The organism is Nocardioides panzhihuensis (genome assembly GCF_013408335.1).
Classification (GTDB): Bacteria; Actinomycetota; Actinomycetes; order Propionibacteriales; family Nocardioidaceae; genus Nocardioides; species Nocardioides panzhihuensis.
In genome coordinates, this window is sequence record NZ_JACBZR010000001.1 from 3464227 (window position 1) to 3481352 (window position 17126).

Annotated in this window: 15 protein-coding genes and 1 pseudogene; 11 read left to right on the forward strand and 5 right to left on the reverse strand. The window is 71.3% G+C overall.

What is annotated here, in order from left to right; all coding sequences use genetic code 11:
* Nucleotides 1–1239: an alpha/beta fold hydrolase gene (locus BJ988_RS16405; protein ID WP_179658939.1), complete on the reverse strand. Its 1239-nt coding sequence runs from the start codon at nt 1237–1239 to the stop codon at nt 1–3.
* A gap of 121 nt (nt 1240–1360) precedes the next feature.
* Between BJ988_RS16405 and bioB the strand changes: the two genes are divergently transcribed.
* The 8 genes from bioB (at nt 1361) to BJ988_RS16445 (ending at nt 9085) form a co-directional block, all read left to right on the forward strand.
* Entirely contained in the window at nt 1361–2530 is a 1170-nt protein-coding gene (gene bioB, locus BJ988_RS16410) for a biotin synthase BioB (RefSeq protein ID WP_218860918.1), read from the forward strand.
* The gene (locus BJ988_RS16415) at nt 2511–3818 is read left to right on the forward strand and encodes an adenosylmethionine--8-amino-7-oxononanoate transaminase (protein WP_179658940.1); all 1308 of its coding nucleotides are present in this window, start codon (nt 2511–2513) and stop codon (nt 3816–3818) included. The genes bioB and BJ988_RS16415 overlap by 20 nt, the downstream gene beginning before the upstream one ends.
* Before the next feature lie 223 nt (nt 3819–4041).
* Nucleotides 4042–5157 carry an 8-amino-7-oxononanoate synthase gene (locus BJ988_RS16420; protein ID WP_179658941.1) on the forward strand — a complete coding sequence of 372 codons (1116 nt, stop codon included), beginning with the start codon at nt 4042–4044 and terminating at the stop codon, nt 5155–5157.
* Nucleotides 5154–5801, forward strand: coding sequence for a dethiobiotin synthase (gene bioD / locus BJ988_RS16425; RefSeq protein ID WP_179658942.1), 648 nt, complete (start codon nt 5154–5156; stop codon nt 5799–5801). The genes BJ988_RS16420 and bioD overlap by 4 nt, the downstream gene beginning before the upstream one ends.
* 11 nt (nt 5802–5812) lie before the next feature.
* Nucleotides 5813–6835: a metal ABC transporter substrate-binding protein gene (locus BJ988_RS16430; protein ID WP_179658943.1), complete on the forward strand. Its 1023-nt coding sequence runs from the start codon at nt 5813–5815 to the stop codon at nt 6833–6835.
* A complete protein-coding gene (locus tag BJ988_RS16435) occupies nt 6832–7656 on the forward strand; it encodes a metal ABC transporter ATP-binding protein (RefSeq protein WP_343051650.1) in 825 nt (274 codons plus the stop codon). The genes BJ988_RS16430 and BJ988_RS16435 overlap by 4 nt, the downstream gene beginning before the upstream one ends.
* Nucleotides 7657–7659: 3 nt before the next feature.
* Complete coding sequence (locus BJ988_RS16440; protein WP_179658945.1) at nt 7660–8679, forward strand: metal ABC transporter permease; 1020 nt, start codon at nt 7660–7662, stop codon at nt 8677–8679.
* Complete coding sequence (locus BJ988_RS16445; RefSeq protein ID WP_179658946.1) at nt 8666–9085, forward strand: Fur family transcriptional regulator; 420 nt, start codon at nt 8666–8668, stop codon at nt 9083–9085. Before BJ988_RS16440 ends, BJ988_RS16445 begins: the two co-directional genes overlap by 14 nt.
* Nucleotides 9086–9159: 74 nt before the next feature.
* On the opposite strand, the gene BJ988_RS16450 is transcribed toward BJ988_RS16445, so the two are convergent.
* The 3 genes and pseudogenes from BJ988_RS16450 to recO form a co-directional block, all read right to left on the reverse strand.
* The gene (locus BJ988_RS16450) at nt 9160–9948 is read right to left on the reverse strand and encodes an isoprenyl transferase (RefSeq protein WP_218860919.1); all 789 of its coding nucleotides are present in this window, start codon (nt 9946–9948) and stop codon (nt 9160–9162) included.
* A 124-nt stretch (nt 9949–10072) separates the two neighbouring features.
* Nucleotides 10073–11224, reverse strand: a pseudogene (locus BJ988_RS30515) (YibE/F family protein); the annotation flags it as partial.
* A gap of 5 nt (nt 11225–11229) precedes the next feature.
* Entirely contained in the window at nt 11230–11958 is a 729-nt protein-coding gene (recO, locus tag BJ988_RS16460; protein ID WP_179658948.1) for a DNA repair protein RecO, read from the reverse strand.
* A 112-nt stretch (nt 11959–12070) separates the two neighbouring features.
* Here recO and BJ988_RS16465 point away from each other — a divergent pair, with 112 nt between their 5' ends.
* Together BJ988_RS16465 and BJ988_RS16470 are read left to right on the forward strand one after the other, a co-directional pair.
* A complete protein-coding gene (locus tag BJ988_RS16465) occupies nt 12071–12892 on the forward strand; it encodes an ion transporter (protein ID WP_179658949.1) in 822 nt (273 codons plus the stop codon).
* Between the two features lie 113 nt (nt 12893–13005).
* On the forward strand, nt 13006–14721 hold the full coding sequence (locus tag BJ988_RS16470) for a serine/threonine-protein kinase (RefSeq protein ID WP_179658950.1): 1716 nt from the start codon (nt 13006–13008) through the stop codon (nt 14719–14721).
* A gap of 7 nt (nt 14722–14728) precedes the next feature.
* Here the strand turns inward: BJ988_RS16470 and pdxR are convergent, their stop codons facing one another.
* Nucleotides 14729–16105: a MocR-like pyridoxine biosynthesis transcription factor PdxR gene (gene pdxR / locus BJ988_RS16475; protein WP_343051652.1), complete on the reverse strand. Its 1377-nt coding sequence runs from the start codon at nt 16103–16105 to the stop codon at nt 14729–14731.
* A gap of 67 nt (nt 16106–16172) precedes the next feature.
* Between pdxR and BJ988_RS16480 the strand changes: the two genes are divergently transcribed.
* Nucleotides 16173–17102 carry a DMT family transporter gene (locus tag BJ988_RS16480; RefSeq protein WP_179658952.1) on the forward strand — a complete coding sequence of 310 codons (930 nt, stop codon included), beginning with the start codon at nt 16173–16175 and terminating at the stop codon, nt 17100–17102.
* The last annotated feature ends 24 nt before the right edge of the window (nt 17103–17126 follow it).

A 17126-nucleotide genomic window follows, 5' to 3' on the forward strand; every position in this document is an offset into this window, starting at 1 on the left:
TCAGACTCGCCCGCGGACCATCCCGATGAGACGATCCAGGACCTCCTCGGGGGCCACCTGGACGCCGTTGTGCAGGTGGGCGTTGGTGATCCACGGGCGCAGCGTGGGGACTAGCTCGGCGGTGGCGAGGGAGTGCTCGCGGAGCACATAGGGGTCGTCGTAGTAGACGGCGGCGGCGGACGGGACGTCGACCGAGGCCAGCACCGACGGGTCGTAGAGGCTCGGCCACTCACGCTCGGCGAGCAGATCGGCCGCCTCGGCGAAGGGGGCCAGGAGCGGGTCCTCGCTCACGTGCCACGGGAAGAGGTGCTCGGCGGTGAAGAGGGTCGGGTCCGTTTCGTACGCCGCGGGCTGGACACGCGCGGAGGCCCAGCGGGTGGCTTGGGCGTCGGCGTAGCAGGCCTCGTGGACGAGTACGTAGAGGGGCGAGTGGCCGCTGAAGGGCAGCAGCGACGCGACCTCGTGACCGAAGCCGAGGCCGGCCGGATCACGCTCGAGCAGGTAGTGGATCTGCTCGGAGCCGCCCGTCATCCCGAGCCGGCTGCCGATGGAGCGCGCCTGGCGCGCCGAGAGCAGGCCGCCGTGCGGGAGCCGGATCTCGCCGGCATCACAGCGCTCGACCAGCGCCCGCATCCGGTCGCGGTCGCCGGGGAAGCGGGCGTAGTGACGCTCGGTGAGCTCGATCGTGCGGGCGAAGGTCGCGGCGTAGATCTCGTCGATGGGCAGGCCGACCGGCGGCACTCCCCCGGTGAACAGGACCTCGCGCAGCGAACCGGGGTGGGTCGAGAGGTAGCGCAGGGAGCAGAAGCCGCCGAAGGACTGGCCCAGGAGCGACCACCGCGAGATGCCGAGGTGGTCGCGGAGGAGCTCGGCGTCCTCGACGATCGAGTCGGCACGGAAGTGGGCCAGGTGGTCGGCCTGCTCCTGAGGGCTCAGCCCAGTCATCGCCGTGAGCGGCGTCGACCGGCCGGTCCCGCGCTGATCGAGGAGGATCACCCGATAGTCCTGGAGGGCTCGGTCCAGCCAGCCCGGCACCGTCGGCAGGTCGATCGGGCGCGGGCTCTCCCCACCCGGGCCGCCCTGGAGGAAGAGCAGCGCGTCGCGGTCGTCGCGATCGCCCGGGCGGCGCACCTCGCGGGCGAAGACGGTCAGCGTCTCGGGTCCACCGCCGAGATGGTCCAGCGGCACCTCGATCTCGTGCTCGATCAGGACCAGTCCGGGGATCGTCTCGATGCGCACGGAGTCGATCCTAGGTGACCGTCGTCCGGCAGGGGTCTCGACAAGCGCGACCGACGAGGTAACCTGAACACCGTTCACCTGAACGTCGTTCAGTTCTGTTATCCCCGAGGAGACGCCCCGCATGACGACAGCCTTCGACCAGCTAGCCGACCGGATCCTCTCCGGCGGGGCCGCCACCGTGGACGACGCACTGGCGGCGCTGCGCACTCCTGACGAGCACCTGATGAGCGTGGTCGCCGCGGCGGGGCGGCTGCGGCGCGAGCACTTCGGCAACACCGTGAAGGTGAACTACCTGGTCAACCTCAAGTCGGGGCTGTGCCCGGAGAACTGCAACTACTGCAGCCAGGCACTCGGGTCGCAGGCGCCGGTGCTGAAGTACTCCTGGCTGTCCAAGGACGAGACCCTCGAGCAGGCCGGCGCGGGGCTGCGCGGCGGCGCCACCCGGGTCTGCATGGTCTCCTCCGGCCGCGGGCCTTCCGAGCGCGACATCGACAAGGTCGTCGAGATGACCTCCGCGTTGAAGGAGGAGCACGAGGGTGTCGAGGTCTGCGCCTGCCTCGGACTGCTCAAGGGCGGCCAGGCCGAGCGGCTCAAGGCGGCCGGGGTGGATGCGTACAACCACAACATCAACACCGCCGAGTCCAACCACGACAACATCGTCCAGACCCACAGCTACGACGACCGCATCGACACGATCGGCAAGGCCAAGGAGGCCGGCCTCTCGCCGTGCTCGGGCCTGATCGCCGGGCTGGGCGAGAGCGACGAGCAGCTCGTCGAGGCGCTCTTCGCGCTCAAGGAGCTCGACGCCGACTCGATCCCGGTCAACTTCCTGATGCCGTTCGACGGCACTCCGTACGAGAACACCTGGGAGCTCTCCCCCACTCGGTGCGTGAAGATCCTGACGATGGCGCGGTTCGTCTGCCCCGACAAGGAGATCCGGATCGCGGCCGGGCGCGAGATGCACCTGCGCTCGCTGCAGGCCACCGCGCTCCAGGTCGCCAACTCGATCTTCCTCGGCGACTACCTGACCTCCGAGGGGCAGGACGCGCTGGCCGACCTGGAGATGCTGCGCGACAACGGCTTCGTCATCCTCGGGATGGACGCGAGCGCGTTCGACGAGCTGATCGAGGAGCAACGCGCCAGGGCCGCCGGCCGCGCGGCGAGGGGCTGCGGCAGCAGCTGTGGCGACGGCTGCGGCGACGCCTGTGGCGACCACCGCGACCAGGACGAGCAGGACGGTCCGGTGATCCGGCGCCGCGGAGCGGGGACCGATGTCGCTGCCAACGCTTGATCCCGACGCGGCTCGGGGCGCGGATCTCCTCGTCTTCGACCGCGAGCACCTCTGGCACCCCTACACCTCGATGACCGACCCGGCGCCGGTGCGTCTGGTCACGGGGGCCGAGGGCGTACGCCTCCACCTCGACGACCACGGCGAGCACCTCGAGGTCGTCGACGCGATGTCGTCATGGTGGTCGGCGATCCACGGCTACCGGGTGCCCGAGCTGGACGCTGCCCTCGCCGACCAGGCCGGACGGATGGCGCACGTGATGTTCGGCGGCCTGACCCACGCCCCCGCGGTCGACCTGGCCGAGCGGCTCGTCTCGATCACTCCGGACCCGCTGCAGCACGTCTTCCTCGCCGACTCGGGGTCGGTGAGCGTCGAGGTCGCGATCAAGATGGCGCTGCAGACCCAGCGAGGCCAGGGCAGGCCGGAGCGTACGCGGCTGCTGACGCTGCGCGGCGGCTATCACGGGGACACCTTCGGGTGCATGAGCGTGTGCGACCCGGTCGGCGGGATGCACTCGATGTTCACCGAGGTCCTGGCCCCACAGGTCTTCGCCGAGCGCCCGCCGGCGCCGGGTGGTGACGTGGAAGGCTGGGCCGAAGGCGTACGCCGCCTCGCGGCCGAGCACACCGACGAGCTCGCCGGGATCATCGTCGAGCCACGGCTCCAGGGCGCGGGCGGGATGTGGGTCTACGACGACCGCTGCCTGGTCGTGCTGCGTGAGATCGCCGACGAGCACGGGCTGGTGCTGATCTTCGACGAGATCGCCACCGGTCTCGGCCGCACCGGTGACCTCTTCGTGTCCTCGCAGGTCACGCCGGACATCCTCTGCCTCGGCAAGGCCCTGACCGGCGGCTATCTGACGCTGGCCGCCGTGCTGACCACCTCCGAGGTCGCGCACGCGATCTCCCGGAGCGAGTCGGGTGTGCTCATGCACGGCCCGACCTTCATGGGCAACCCGCTGGCCTGCGCAGTGGCGCTGGCCTCGCTCGACCTGCTGGCCGCGCGCGGCTGGGAGCAGGACGTACGCCGGGTCTCCTCCGCCCTGAGCGCCGGCCTCTCCCCTCTCGCCGGCGCGCCGGGCGTCGCCGACGTCCGTGTCCTCGGTGCCGTCGGCGTCGTCCATCTCGACCATCCCGTCGACAGCGCGAAGGCCACCGACGCCGCCCTGCGGGAGGGCGTCTGGATCCGGCCGTTCCGCGACCTCATCTACACGATGCCGCCCTATGTCACCGGCGAGGAAGACCTCGCCCGCATCTGCCGCGCCGTCGCGGCCGCCGCGGAGGTGGCCTGATGGGAAGGGTCCCGCTGACCGAGCGGCTAGTCGAGCCGCTGGTCGAAGGCCACTTCGTTCAGACCTCGGAGCCGCTAGGCGGAGGCGTGTCGAGACCAACACGGTCCGCTGACGCGCTCGAGGGGACTGTGTTGGTCTCGACACGGATTCGTTCGTTCCTCACGAATCCGGCTCGACCTACGGGGGCCGGACACGACCGACGGCCCGACTGGAGTGAACGCTGATGTGGGATGACTGGATCGCTGAGGCTTCTGCAGCGCGGGAGGCGGCCGGACTGACCCGGCGGCTGCGGCCGCGCGGGCCCGATGACGGCGTCGTCGACCTGGCCGGGAACGACTACCTCGGCCTGTCGGCACACCCGGACGTACGCCGCGCCGCGGCGAAGGCGGCCATGCTCTGGGGCGGCGGCGCGGGTGCGTCCCGGCTGGTCACGGGCACTCTGACGCTGCACGGCGACCTGGAGGACGAGCTCGCCGACTGGCTCGGCCAGCCGGGGGCGCTGACGTTCTCGACCGGCTACCACGCCAACCTCTCGATCGTCGGCGCGCTGGCGGACCGGACGGCCCACGTCGTCTCGGACGCGCACATCCACGCCTCGCTGATCGACGCCGTACGGCTCTCTCGGGCCCAGCTGACGGTCGTGCCTCACAACGACGTGGACGCGGTCCGGGCGGCGCTCGCGGCACGGCCCGGCGTACGCACGCTCGTGCTGGCCGAGTCGGTCTACTCCGTCCTGGGCGACGAGGCGCCGCTGACGGACCTGGCCGAGGCGTGCGCGGAGCACGGCGCGCTGCTCGTCGTCGACGAGGCCCACGGCGTCGGAGTGCACGGGCCGGGGCTCGTCCACCGACGCGGCCTCGCCGGCCGGCCTGACGTGCTGGTCACCGCGACGCTCTCCAAGAGCCTGGGCAGCCAGGGTGGGGCGGTGCTGGGACCGCGTGCCGTCCTCGACCATCTGGTCAACACCGCCCGCCCGTTCATCTTCGACACCGGCCTCGCGCCGGCCTCCGCCGCCGCCGCGCTGGCCGCAGCCCGGATTTCGCGTGCACGCCCGGACCTCTCCGACACCATCCGTGCTCGGGTCACCGGGCTGGCCCAGACTCTGGGTGTCCCGGCCCCTGCCGGCGCAGTGCTGTCGGTGCCGATGCCGTCCCCCGAGGCGGCGGTCGCAGCCCAGGCGAACCTGCTCGCCGAGGGCGTACGCGTCGGCTGCTTCCGTCCACCGTCGGTCCCCGACGGGGTCTCCCGGCTGCGGGTCACCGCCGGCGCCGGCGTCACCGACGAAGACTGGGACCGGGCGGTCAAGGCCATCGACGTGATCGTGGGTGATGTCAGGTGAGCGGGCGGGTGGTGATCGTCACCGGCACCAGCACCGGAGTGGGCAAGACCGTCGCGACGGCGACGCTGGCCTCCCGGGCGCGCACCGACGGCGAGAAGGTCGCGGTCGTGAAGCCGGTCCAGACCGGCACCGCCGACGGTGACTGCGACGCCGCCGAGATCCAGCGGCTGACCGGGGTCGAGGTCCACGAGCTGACCCGGCTCGAGGAGCCGCTCGCGCCGGATACCGCCGCCCGGCGGGCGGGGGTGGAGATCCCGGCGGTGGCTGCGTACGCTCCCCCGATCGCGGCCCTGACCGGTGACAACGATCTCGTCCTGGTCGAGGGCGCAGGAGGCCTGCTAGTGCGCCTGGACACCGACGGCGGCACGCTCCTCGACCTGGCCGACGCGCTCTTGGCCGGCGGCACGGCCACCTCCTTCGTCGTGGTCACCGCGGCCGGCCTGGGCACCCTCAACCACACCGAGCTGACCGTCGCCGCGCTGCGCGCCCGCGGGTACGAGCCCGACGGGCTGATCATTGGCTCCTGGCCCGGCGACCCGGGACTCGCCGAGCGCTGCAACCGCGTCGATCTGCCCCGGGTGACCGGCGTACCCCTGCTGTTCGGCATCCCGGAAGGAATTGACAACCATTCTCAACCTAACTGAGAATGGTTCTCATGGCCCCCACAATCCGCTCTGCCGGCATCCTCGCTGCCGGCGCGCTCCTGCTCACCTCCGGCTGTGCCGCCCTCTCCGACGACTCGGGGTCCTCCACCTCCGGCTCCGACTCGGAGAAGGTCCAGATCGCAGCTGCGTTCTACCCGCTGGAGTTCGTCGCGGAGCGGGTCGCGGGCGACCTCGCCGACGTCACCGGCCTCACCAAGCCGGGCGTCGAGCCGCACGACCTCGAGCTCAGCATCAACCAGACCGCGGCGCTGCAGAGTGCCGACGTGATTCTCACCGAGCACGGCTTCCAGCCCGCCGTCGACGACGCGATCGAGCAGGACGTCAAGGCTGATGTCGTCGATGTCGAGAAGGTCGTCGAGCTCCGCAAGGCCGACGAGGGCCACGCAGACGAGCACGCCGCCGAGGAGGAGCCCCACGCGGAGGACGAGGCTCACGCCGAAGAGGAGGCCCACGCCGAAGAGGAGGCCCACGCCGAAGAGGGGCACGACCACGGCGAGATCGACCCCCACTTCTGGCACGACCCGGCGCTCATGGCCGAGTACGCCGAGGGCGTACGCGACGCTCTCAGCAAGGCCGACCCCGACAACGCCGAGACCTACGCCGCCAACGCGAAGTCCCTGACCGGGGACCTGACCGCGGTCGACGAGGAGTTCAAGACCGGTCTGGCGCAGTGCAAGATCAAGGAGGTCGTGGTCTCCCACGACGCCTTCGCCTACCTGGACAAGTACGGCCTGGAGTTCGAGTCGATCGCCGGCCTGACCCCCGACGCCGAGCCCAACCCCGCGCAGCTCGCCGAGATCGGCGAGCACGCCAAGGAGCACGGCGTGACCACGATCTTCTCCGAGCGCCTGGTCAGCACCGCGCTCGCCGACACCCTCGCCAGCGACCTCGGACTCGAGACCGCCGTGCTCGACCCGATCGAGGGGCTCTCGAAGGACACCAAGGGAGAGGACTACCTTTCCCTCATGCGCCAGAACCTCAACGCCCTCAAGGCGGCCAACGGTTGTCAGTGAGCAAATCCGGGAGCACAGTCCCCGCCGATGTCCCCGTGCAGCTCCTGCACGGGGACGTCGCCCTGTCCGGACGCCCCGTCCTGCGTGAGGTGGACCTGACGGTCAGACGCGGCGAGTTCGTCGCACTGATGGGTGCCAACGGCTCCGGGAAGTCGACGCTCGTACGCACCTTGGTCGGCCTCAACCCGCTCTCGGCCGGCCGCCTGGAGCTGTTCGGTCGCACGCTGTCCGGGTTCCACGACTGGTCGCGGATCGGCTACGTGCCGCAGCGAAGCACCGCCACCGGCGGCGTACCCGCCTCGGTCTGGGAGGTGGTCGCCTCTGGCCGGCTCACCCACCGCAAGCTGCTGCGCCCGCTGCGCAGCGCCGACCGGGCCGCGATCCGTGCGGCGCTCGACGTGGTCGGGATGGGGGCGTACGCCCATCGCGGGGTCGCCCAGCTCTCCGGCGGACAGCACCAGCGGGTGCTGATCGCGCGGGCGCTCGCCGGCCGCCCCGAGCTGCTGCTGCTCGACGAGCCCACCGCGGGCGTCGACCTGCCCAACCAGCAGGCGCTGGCCGGGGCGCTCGGGCGCCTCAAGAAAGACGGCGCCACGATCGTGCTGGTCGCCCACGAGCTCGGACCGCTGGCGCCGCTGGTCGACCGTGCCGTCGTCATGCGCGACGGGCGCAAGGCGTACGACGGTGCTCCTCTCACCGACGCCGACGTCCACGCCCAGGGCTTCGACGCCGGCCACGTCCACTGCGACACTGGGCTCGATTCAGCTGGCTCGACCGCCGCGCCCAACGCCGCGGTCCCGACACCCCTGAAGGAGCTCTAGGCCATGACTCTCCTCGAGCTCTTCTCGGTGCCGTTCATGCAGCGGGCCCTGATCGCGGCGTTCCTCGTCGGGATCGCGGCTCCCGCGGTCGGCACCTACATCGTGCAGCGCCGGCTGGCGCTGATGGGTGACGGCATCGGTCACGTCGCCGTCACCGGCGTCGCGATCGGCCTGTGGACCCAGACCTCGCCGACCTGGACCGCGGTCGTCGTGGCCATCGCCGGCGCCGTGGTCATCGAGGTCGTGCGCGAGCGCGGCCACGCCGAGGGCGACGTCGCCCTGGCGATGCTGTTCTACGGCGGACTCGCCGGCGGCGTCTTCGTCACCGGGCTCGCCGGCACCGGCGCCTCCCGGCTCCAGGAGTTCCTCTTCGGGTCGATCCTGACGATCTCGGTCGACGACCTGCTCGTGACGATGGCGCTCTCCGTCGTGCTGATCGTGCTCTGCGTCGGGCTCTCGCCGCAGCTGTTCGCCGTCTCCCAGGACCCCGACTACGCCAAGGTCGCCGGGCTGCCGGTGCGGTTCTACTCGATCCTGGTCGCCGTGCTCGCCGCCCTGAGCGTGGTGATCGCGATGCGCACCGTCGGGCTGCTGCTCGTCTCGGCTCTGATGGTCGTGCCGGTCGCGATCGTGCAGCAGCTCACCCGGTCGTTCCGGATGACGCTGCTCGGCGCCATGGGCGCCGGGCTGGCCGCCTCGGTCGGCGGCCTCGTACTGGCGGCCGCCCTCTCCCGCACCGGCGCCAACGTCCAGCCCGGCCCCAGCATCGTGCTGGTCGCGCTCGCCGGCTTCTTCCTGGTCTGGCCGGTGGGTGCCTGGCTACGCCGCCGGCGGGCGCTGGTGGCCCCGTATCCAGAGACCTCGCCCGTCGAGAAACCGGTCGACGAGGCGCATCCGCACCTCCATGGCGAGAAGTGCGGCCACGTCGCGGTCGAGCACGGCGACCACGTCGACTACATCCACGACGGCCACCGGCACGCGGCGCACGTCGGCGCGGAGGGAGAGCACTATGACGAACACTGATCCCTTGGCGACTGATCCCCTGGCGACCGACCCCTCCGGCCTGCGGCCCACCAAGCAGCGGCTCGCCGTGGCCGAGGCGCTACGGACGTACGACGGCTTCCACTCCGCCCAGGAGATCCACTCGCGCCTCGACGGCGCCGTCGGCCTGGCCACGGTCTACCGGACCCTGACCGCGCTGGCCGAGTCCGGCGCTGTCGACGCGATGCGCTCCGAGGACGGCGAGACCATCTACCGCCGCTGCTCCGACACCCACCACCATCACCTCGTCTGCCGTCGTTGCGGCCGCACCGTCGAGGTCGAAGGCCCCGCCGTCGAACGCTGGACCAGGACGATGGCGGAGGAGAACGGCTTCACCGAGGTCTCCCACACCCTGGAGATCTTCGGCACCTGCACCGACTGCCGCTAGCCAGCCGAGACGTCACGCGCGTCGGCCGAGTTGGCACCGCGGTGCCAACTCGGCCGACGGGAGTGACGTCTCGGCTATACCGGGTTGGGGAGGGCGCCGCCGTAGCGGCGGTCCCGGCTCGCGTACGTCTCGATGGCATGCCACAGGTGGCGGCGGTCGACGTCGGGCCAGAGCACGTCGGTGAAGACGAGCTCGGAGTAGGCGGCCTGCCAGAGCATGTAGTTGGAGAGTCGCTGTTCGCCGGAGGTGCGCCAGACGAGGTCGGCGTCGGGGAGCTCAGGGACGTAGAGGTAGCGCTGGAAGACCTTGTCGGTGATCTTGTCGGGGTTCAGACGACCCGCTGCGACGTCCTTCGCGATCCGCGACGCGGCGTCGGTGAGCTCGGCGCGACCGCCGTAGTTGACGCACATCGTCAGCGTGCAGACGGTGTTGTCCTTCGTCATCTCCTCGGCGATCTTCAGCTCGTTGATGACCGACTTCCACAGCCGCGGCGCGCGCCCGGCCCAACGGACCCGGACGCCGAGCTCGTTCATCTCGTCGCGGCGGCGGCGGATGACGTCGCGGTTGAAGCCCATCAGGAACTTCACCTCGTCGGGCGAACGCGACCAGTTCTCGGTCGAGAACGCGTAGGCCGAGATGGCCTTCACACCGATCTCGATGGCGCCTTCGACGACGTCGAAGAGCGAGGACTCACCCTCTTCGTGGCCCTTGGTCCGGGGGAGGCCACGCTCCTTGGCCCAGCGGCCGTTGCCGTCCATGATGATCGCCACGTGGTGCGGGACGAGGTCCTTGGGGACCGGGGGCGGGGTAGCCCCGGACGGGTGGGGTGTTGGGGTACGGACCGGCTTGCTCACGAGGCCCAACCCTAGTCGGCGGGTAGCCGGCGGGCGGCTGTGGCCTGGGCGGGACCATCGGCCGCCGGGGCGCGTCGTACTCCATCTCCTCGAGGCGACCGGTCGGGCCGGGGACGGTCAGCGCGCCGATGATCGTGGTGATGGGCATCGCCAGCACCACCCCGATGCCCGCGGCCATCGTGGCGACGATCTCGCCGGCCATCTGCTCGGTCGTGAGCAGCGAGAAGAAGGTGCGGTCGTAGAGCTGGATCACCAGCAGCAGCGTCAGCGCGGCGCCGACGTAGGCGAACACGATCGTGTAGATCGTCGAGGCGACGTGGTCGCGGCCGATCCGCATCGCGCCACGGAAGACGTCCCACCGCGAGGTGGACGGACCGACGGCGCGCAGCTCCCACACCGCGGACGCCTGGGTGATGGTGACGTCGTTGAGCGCACCGAGGCCGGCGATGATCACCGCGGCGACCAGGAGGCTCTGCAGGTCGAGGTCGGCATCGAGCGAGGAGAGCGTCTGACCGCTCTCCGAGCCCAGACCGCTGAGCCGGCTCCCGCCGATCGCGACGGTGCCGATCAGCGCGGTCACCGCGACCCCGGCCAGCGTGCCGGCGAGCGCCACCGACGTACGCACCGAGAGACCGTGGGTCGTGTAGAGCACCACGTAGAGGATCAGCATCGAGGAGACCAGCGCGACCCCGGCAGCGGGCTCGCCGGAGAGCAGCGCGGGCAGCAGGAACAGCCACACCACCGCACCCGCGAATCCCAAGCCGAGCACCGCCATCAGCCCACGCAGCCGGGCGACCGCGACGACACACACCACGAAGAGGCCGACCAGCAGCGCCAGCGGCGGGCCGCGCTTGACGTCGAAGAAGGCGTACTTCGCCTCCCCCTCCCGCTCGGTGCGGGAGAGCTCGACCTCGTCGCCGGCCTCCAGGCCGGAGGTGGCCATCGGTGTCGAGATCTTCACCGCCACCTCGGTGCCGGTGTCGGGGCCGCTGGTCAGCTTCGCCGAGGCGGTGTTGCAGCCCTCCGCCTGCCCGTCAGCCTGTCCGTCGGCGGAGCACGGCGCGGCGACCGAGGTCACCTCGGCGGTCTCGAAGACGACGCCGTCGGCGACGAACTCCTGCGACCCCTGGAGCTTCTCGACGGCGGAGCGGTCCGGCCACCAGAGGACCGCACCGACGACGGTGACGACGGCGACGAGCACCAGCGAGACGGTCAGCACCATCCGTGGCAGCGCCTCGACCTCCACCTCGGCGTCGTGCCCGCCGTGGGAGTGGGAGTGGGCCATCGTCCTCAGCTCTCGACGTACTCGAGCGAGCGCAGGTTTCGGTCCAGATGCCAGGAGAGGTACGCAGCGACCAACCCGCTCGCCTGCCTGCTGGTCCGGTCCTCGGCGCCGCCGACCGTATCCCAGTCGCCGGAGAGCAGCGCACCGAGGTGGGTCAGCGTCTCGGGCGAGGGCGTCGCCGAGCCCGGCACCCGGCAGGTCGTGCACAGCGCGCCGCCCATGGACACGTTGAACCATCGGTGCGGGCCCACCAGCCCGCACCGCGCACAGGCCTCGAAGCTCGGTGCGTAGCCGGCGACGGACAGCGAGCGGAGCAGATAGGAGTCGAGCACATGCCGAGGGAGCCGGTCGCCCTGCGCGAGCACCCGCAGCCCGCCGACGAGCAGCAGATACTGCTGCGGCGCCGGCTCGCCCTCCTCGTGCACCAGACGGTCGGCGGTCTCGAGCATCGCGGTGCCGGCGGTGTAGCGGTCGTAGTCGAGGCCGATCCCGCTGTGGAAGAGGGTCAGCGTCTCGGCCTGGGTGATCGTGTCCAGCGTCCGCCCCTCGGCGAACTGCAGGTCGACGTGGGTGAACGGCTCCAGCCGCGAACCCCATCTCGAGGTCGTACGCCGCACGCCCTTCGCCACCGCACGCACCCGTCCGTGGTCGCGGGTGAGCATGGTGATGATCCGATCGGCCTCACCAAGCTTGTGGGTGCGAAGCACGATGGCTTCGTCGCGGTAGAGTGGCACGGGCCCATTCTGCCGCGCCGCACCGACAACCGGTGCAGCGACAGACCCACATGACGGCAACGACGCGTGTGGGTCGTCGCCTTTGGCGGGCTCGTCTCCTATCGTGCCGATCATGAGCGCCACAGGCATCGACCGAGGCACCGACCGCCGACACGACGACCGTAAGCCAGGTGCCGCGGCGTCCCCGCCGGTCACGGCTCTCGACTGGTTCATGCTGGCGCTGGCGGTCGTCTCGGTCGTCGCGGTCGTGTGGGTGACGTTCTGGGACGTGCCGAAGGTCTGGTTCGACCGGGTCGTCATCGCCGACTACGTCGTGTGCGCGATCTTCGCCGTCGAGTTCGTGGGGCGCTGGACCCGCTCCGGGCTCGGCTGGAAGTTCCCGCTGCTGTACTGGTACGAGCTGCTCGGCATGATCCCGCTCGGGGTCGCCGCGAGCCCGGCCTTCCGCAGCCTCCGGCTGCTGCGAGTGGTGGTCATCGTCGTGCGGCTGATGCGTGCGGCCGACCGTGCGTTCGGCGACCGCATCTCGGCGTACCTGGTGGCGAGGTTCTCCGGAGCCATCGTCGACGCCATCCGCAAGCCGATCACGGTCGCGGTGCTCGACGAGGTGATCGCGGTGATCCAGACCGGCAACTACACCCGCCACATCTCCAGCGCGATCGGGGAGAACCGCGCGGAGATCGACCTGCTCATCATCGACCTCATCCGTAAGGACCAGGCGGCCGGGAAGCTGAGGTATCTCCCCTTCCACGACGACGTCGTCCGGCTCGTGGCCGACACGGTGCTGCGTCTGGTCGACGAGGGGCTGGCCGACCCACGGGTCCACGAGATCATCTCCGACGCCATCCGCGAGTCGGCCAAGGAGCTGCGATCGAACATCGGCTCGGAGGAGTACGCCGCGGTCAAGCGGGACCGCTCGTGGCGCGCGACGTAGGTCTCGATTTCCGCAGCGATTCCGACGAAGTAGGTGTCACCACGGCCCCTCGCGTCGGATTCAGGGCATGATTCGGGCATGACTGACCGGCAAGGATCTCGGGGACGGGAGCGATGAGCGAGACCTTCCCGACCAATCTCGGGCGGCTGCAGCAGGTCCGCCACATCGGCGCCGGTGCGTTCGCGTCCGTATGGCTCTACTACGACCCCGAGCTCGACTCCCACGTCGCGGTCAAGGCGCTCTCTCCCGGCTGGGTGTCGAACCCGGAGATCCACAAGCGCTTCCTCCAGGAGGCGCGGCTGCTCCGCTCGGTCGACTCACCTCACGTCGTACGTGTCTACGACATCGGCCAGACGAGCACCGGCATCCCCTTCTTCGTGATGTCGTACGCCGACGGCGGCTCGGTCGCCGACCTGCTCAAGCGCTCCCCGGCCGGCCTGGACGTGCACGAGGTCGCCGACATCGTCACGCAGGCCGCCGACGGGCTGATGGCGCTCAAGGCCCGCGGGGTGATCCACCGCGACATCAAGCCCGCCAACCTGCTGCTCGCCTCCGAGACCTCCGGCGGCACCGCGGGCGCTCGCCGGACGATGATCGCCGACCTAGGGGTCGCCCGCTCGCTCGACTCGCTCAACGAGGTCACCCGCGACATCGGCACCCCGTCCTACATGGCGCCCGAGCAGCTCGACCCGGAGCTGCCGATCGACCACCGCGCCGACGTGCGGGCTCTCGGCGCGGTCGCCTGGGCCCTGCTCGTCGGCCGCTCCCCCGCCCCCGCTCTCGGACTCACCTCGCGGGTGCCCGAGGCCGGTTCCGTACGCCCCCTCCCGGCCTCGATCAGCCAGGCGATCGCCCGGGCGCTGGAGCCCCGGGCCGAGGACCGCTGGCCCGACGCACGCTCGTTCGCCGACGCGCTCCGCGCCGCGGTCAAAGGCACCCGGGCCCCCTCCGCCCCGCAGGCGCATTCCGCACCTCAGCCTCCGCCACCGTCCTCGACCTCGCCGTGGCAGAAGTCGGCGGCCCACACTCCGCCGGTCGGCCCGCCCAGCGGTGCTCCGACCGGGTCGCCCTTCGAGCAGCCCACGATGGTGCCGACCGGCATCGGCACGCAGCACCGAGCGAAGCGGAAGCGCACCAGGCTCGTGGGCGGCGTGGCCGCCGCGGTGGTGGCCATCGGGCTCATCGCCGGGCTGATCTACGTCGTGACCAACCAGGGCGGTGGCGTACCCGAGGTCGGCGAGTGCCGCAACCTCGACTACGCCGCGGCCAACGAGTTCGTCGACGAGACGGAGCCGGTGGAATGCACCGAGCCGCACACCCTCTACACCTTCCACGTCGCCACCGACGTGAAGGCCTACAACGACAACGAGGCCGCTGGGGCCGCCTGCTTCACCCGCCTGGAGACCGGCCTCGGGCTGCACCCCGAGGCGCTGGCGCGCACCGCATACATCGTGAGCTGGTACTGGCCGTCGGAGGCCACCTGGAACGACGGTGACCGCTACGTCAGGTGCGACGTCGGCGTGACGGTCCAGAAGGCTCCGATGATCGAGCTGCCCAAGGACCCGGTCCCCAACCCGTTCCCGACCGACCTGCGGGCCTGCATCGACAGCACCATCGACAAGGTCGTCCGGTGCGGGACCACTCACGACTACATCGTCGTCGACACCTTCGAGATGACCGGCGACGCCTACCCCGAGCAGAGCGAGACCAACATCCAGGGGCTGGGCGGCTGTCCGTCGGAGGCGACGATGTTCAAAGCGCCGTTCAAGACGGCCTGGATCGCCGGCAGCCGCCTGGGTCTGTGCGCGAAGTACGACGTCGAGTCCTAGGTGACCTCTAGCGGATCAGCGGCGCCAACCGCCTGACCGCCTCTCGGAGGCGGTCAGGGGTCGTCGCGGCGTACCCGATCACCAGGCCGGGCGGACCGTCGACCTGACGGTGCCGGGCCAGCGGATGGACGGCGATGCCGGCCTCGAGCGCCGCCGCGGCGACGGCCGTGTCGTCGATCCCGTCGGGAAGCGTCGCCAGCACGTGCAGCCCGGCTGCGACGCCGTGGACCCGAGCGGCGGGGAGATGCTCGGCGAGCGCCTCGAGCAGGGCGTCGCGCCTCGCCCTGTGCCGAAGCCGGACCAGCCGCAGGTGGCGCTCGAACGCACCTGAGGTCAGCATCCGGGCGAACGTGACCTGGGGCAGCGCCGGGGTGGCGAGGTCGAGCCAGTAGCGCGCCTCGACGAGCTCCTCCTGCATGCCGGGCGGGGCGACCAGCCAGCCGATCCGCATCGCCGGCGCCAGGGTCTTGGACACACTGCCGAGATGGACGACCCGGTCGGGCGCGAGCACCTTCACCGCAGAGACCGGCGGTCTGTCATAGCGGTGCTCGGCGTCGTAGTCGTCCTCGATCACCAACCGGTGCGGCACCGCCCTGGCCCACTCGACCAGCTCCCGTCGACGCTGCGGAGAGAGCACGACGCCGGTCGGGAACTGGTGGGCGGGTGTGGCCGCGACTGCGTCGACGCCGAGGGCGTCGAGCGCCGCCACATCCAGGCCGTCGGCATCCACCGGCACCGGGACCGTCGTCATCCCCCACCGCTGCAGGTGTACCCGGACGCCGTAGGACCCCGGGTCCTCGAAGCCGATCGTGGTCCTGCCGCGCTCCTCCAGCCATCGGGCCAGGAGCACGAGGCCCTGGGCGACTCCGTTGACCACCAGGATCTCGTCGGGCGAGACCGTGATCCCGCGGGTGCGTCCCAGCCAGACCGCGAGCGCCTCTCGCAGCGCCGGCACACCCCGCGGGTCGCCGTAGCCGAGGTCAGCGCTGCCGATCTCGGCGAGCACCTCTCGCGAGGCCTTGGCCCACGCGGCCCGCGGGAACGCCGAGAGATCCGGCACTCCCGGGGAGAGGTCCAGGTCGGGGGTCGGCAGCCGGGTGGCAGCACCGAGGCGGCGTACGGCTTCGGGGGCCGCGCTCACCCGGGTGCCGCCGCCGCTGCGGGCCGAGAGCAGCCCCTCGTCGGTGAGCCGCTGGTACGCCTCGACGACCACCCCACGGGAGACGCCGAGCTGGGTGGCGAGGGTGCGCGAGGCCGGTACGCGGGCGCCGACCGCAAGACGGCCGTCGGTCACCGCCTCGCGCAGGGCGCCGGTGAGCCAGGTCGCGAGCCCACCGGCCGGAACGCCGGTCGGGTCGAGCTGAAGGAAGTCCGCCCCGGTCACTTGGTCTACTCTGCCACGCCTGGTTTGGATCTGTCTGTCGGACCAAGATCCCGCGAACCTCGTAGTCATGAGCACCGAAGTCCTTCCCCGTCCCGCCATCGACGATCCCGGCGAACCCTCCCGCCCCAGCGGCACGATCCTCGGCATCCTGTTCGCCGCGGCGGGGATGGCCTGCGTCGGCAGCAGCGTCGCCGTCTCCACCACGATCACCGACGCCCCGCTCTTCACCCTGCAGACGGTCAGGTACGCCCTCGCCGCGCTGCTCCTGCTCGGGGTCGCCCGCCTGACCGGCTGGCGGGTGCCGAGGCCACGTGGGCGCGAGTGGCTCTGGCTGGCCGGGGTGGCGACCGCGGGTCTGGTGCTCTTCAACGTCGGCGTCGTCCGTGGCGTCGCCCATGCGGAGCCGGCGGTGATCGGCGTGGCCGTCGCCGCGGTCCCGATGCTGCTCGCGGTCGTCCCGGCCGTCGCGACCCGCACCCTGCCGGCCCGCCCCGTGATCATCGGAGCCTTGGTCGTGACTGCGGGAGCCGTCCTGGTCGAGGGCTTCGGGAGGACCGACGCGGCCGGGGTCGGCTACGCCCTCCTGGTGCTGGCCTGCGAGGCGGGCTTCACGCTCCTGGCGATGCCGGTCCTCCCCCGCCTCGGCGCCTTCGGCGTCTCGTTCCACTCGGTGTGGATGGCGACCGTCGGCATGGCCGTCGTGGGCGTCGCGACCGAGGGACCGACCGCCGTCACCACGCTCGACACCGTCGACTTGCTGGCCGCGCTCTATCTGGCCGTGGTCGTCACCACGATCGCGTTCCTGCTCTGGTTCACCGCGGTGCGGCGCCTCGGCTCCGGGCGCGCCGGCCTGCTGACCGGGGTCGTCCCGGTGTCTGCCGCGGCCCTCGGCGTACCTCTTCACGGGGTCGTGCCGGGCCCGATGGTGTGGCTGGGCACGGCGGTGGTCGCGCTGGGTCTGGCGGTCGGGCTGCGCGGGCGGACGCCGCAGGGGTGACACGTCGTCACGGCGACGTGCCAC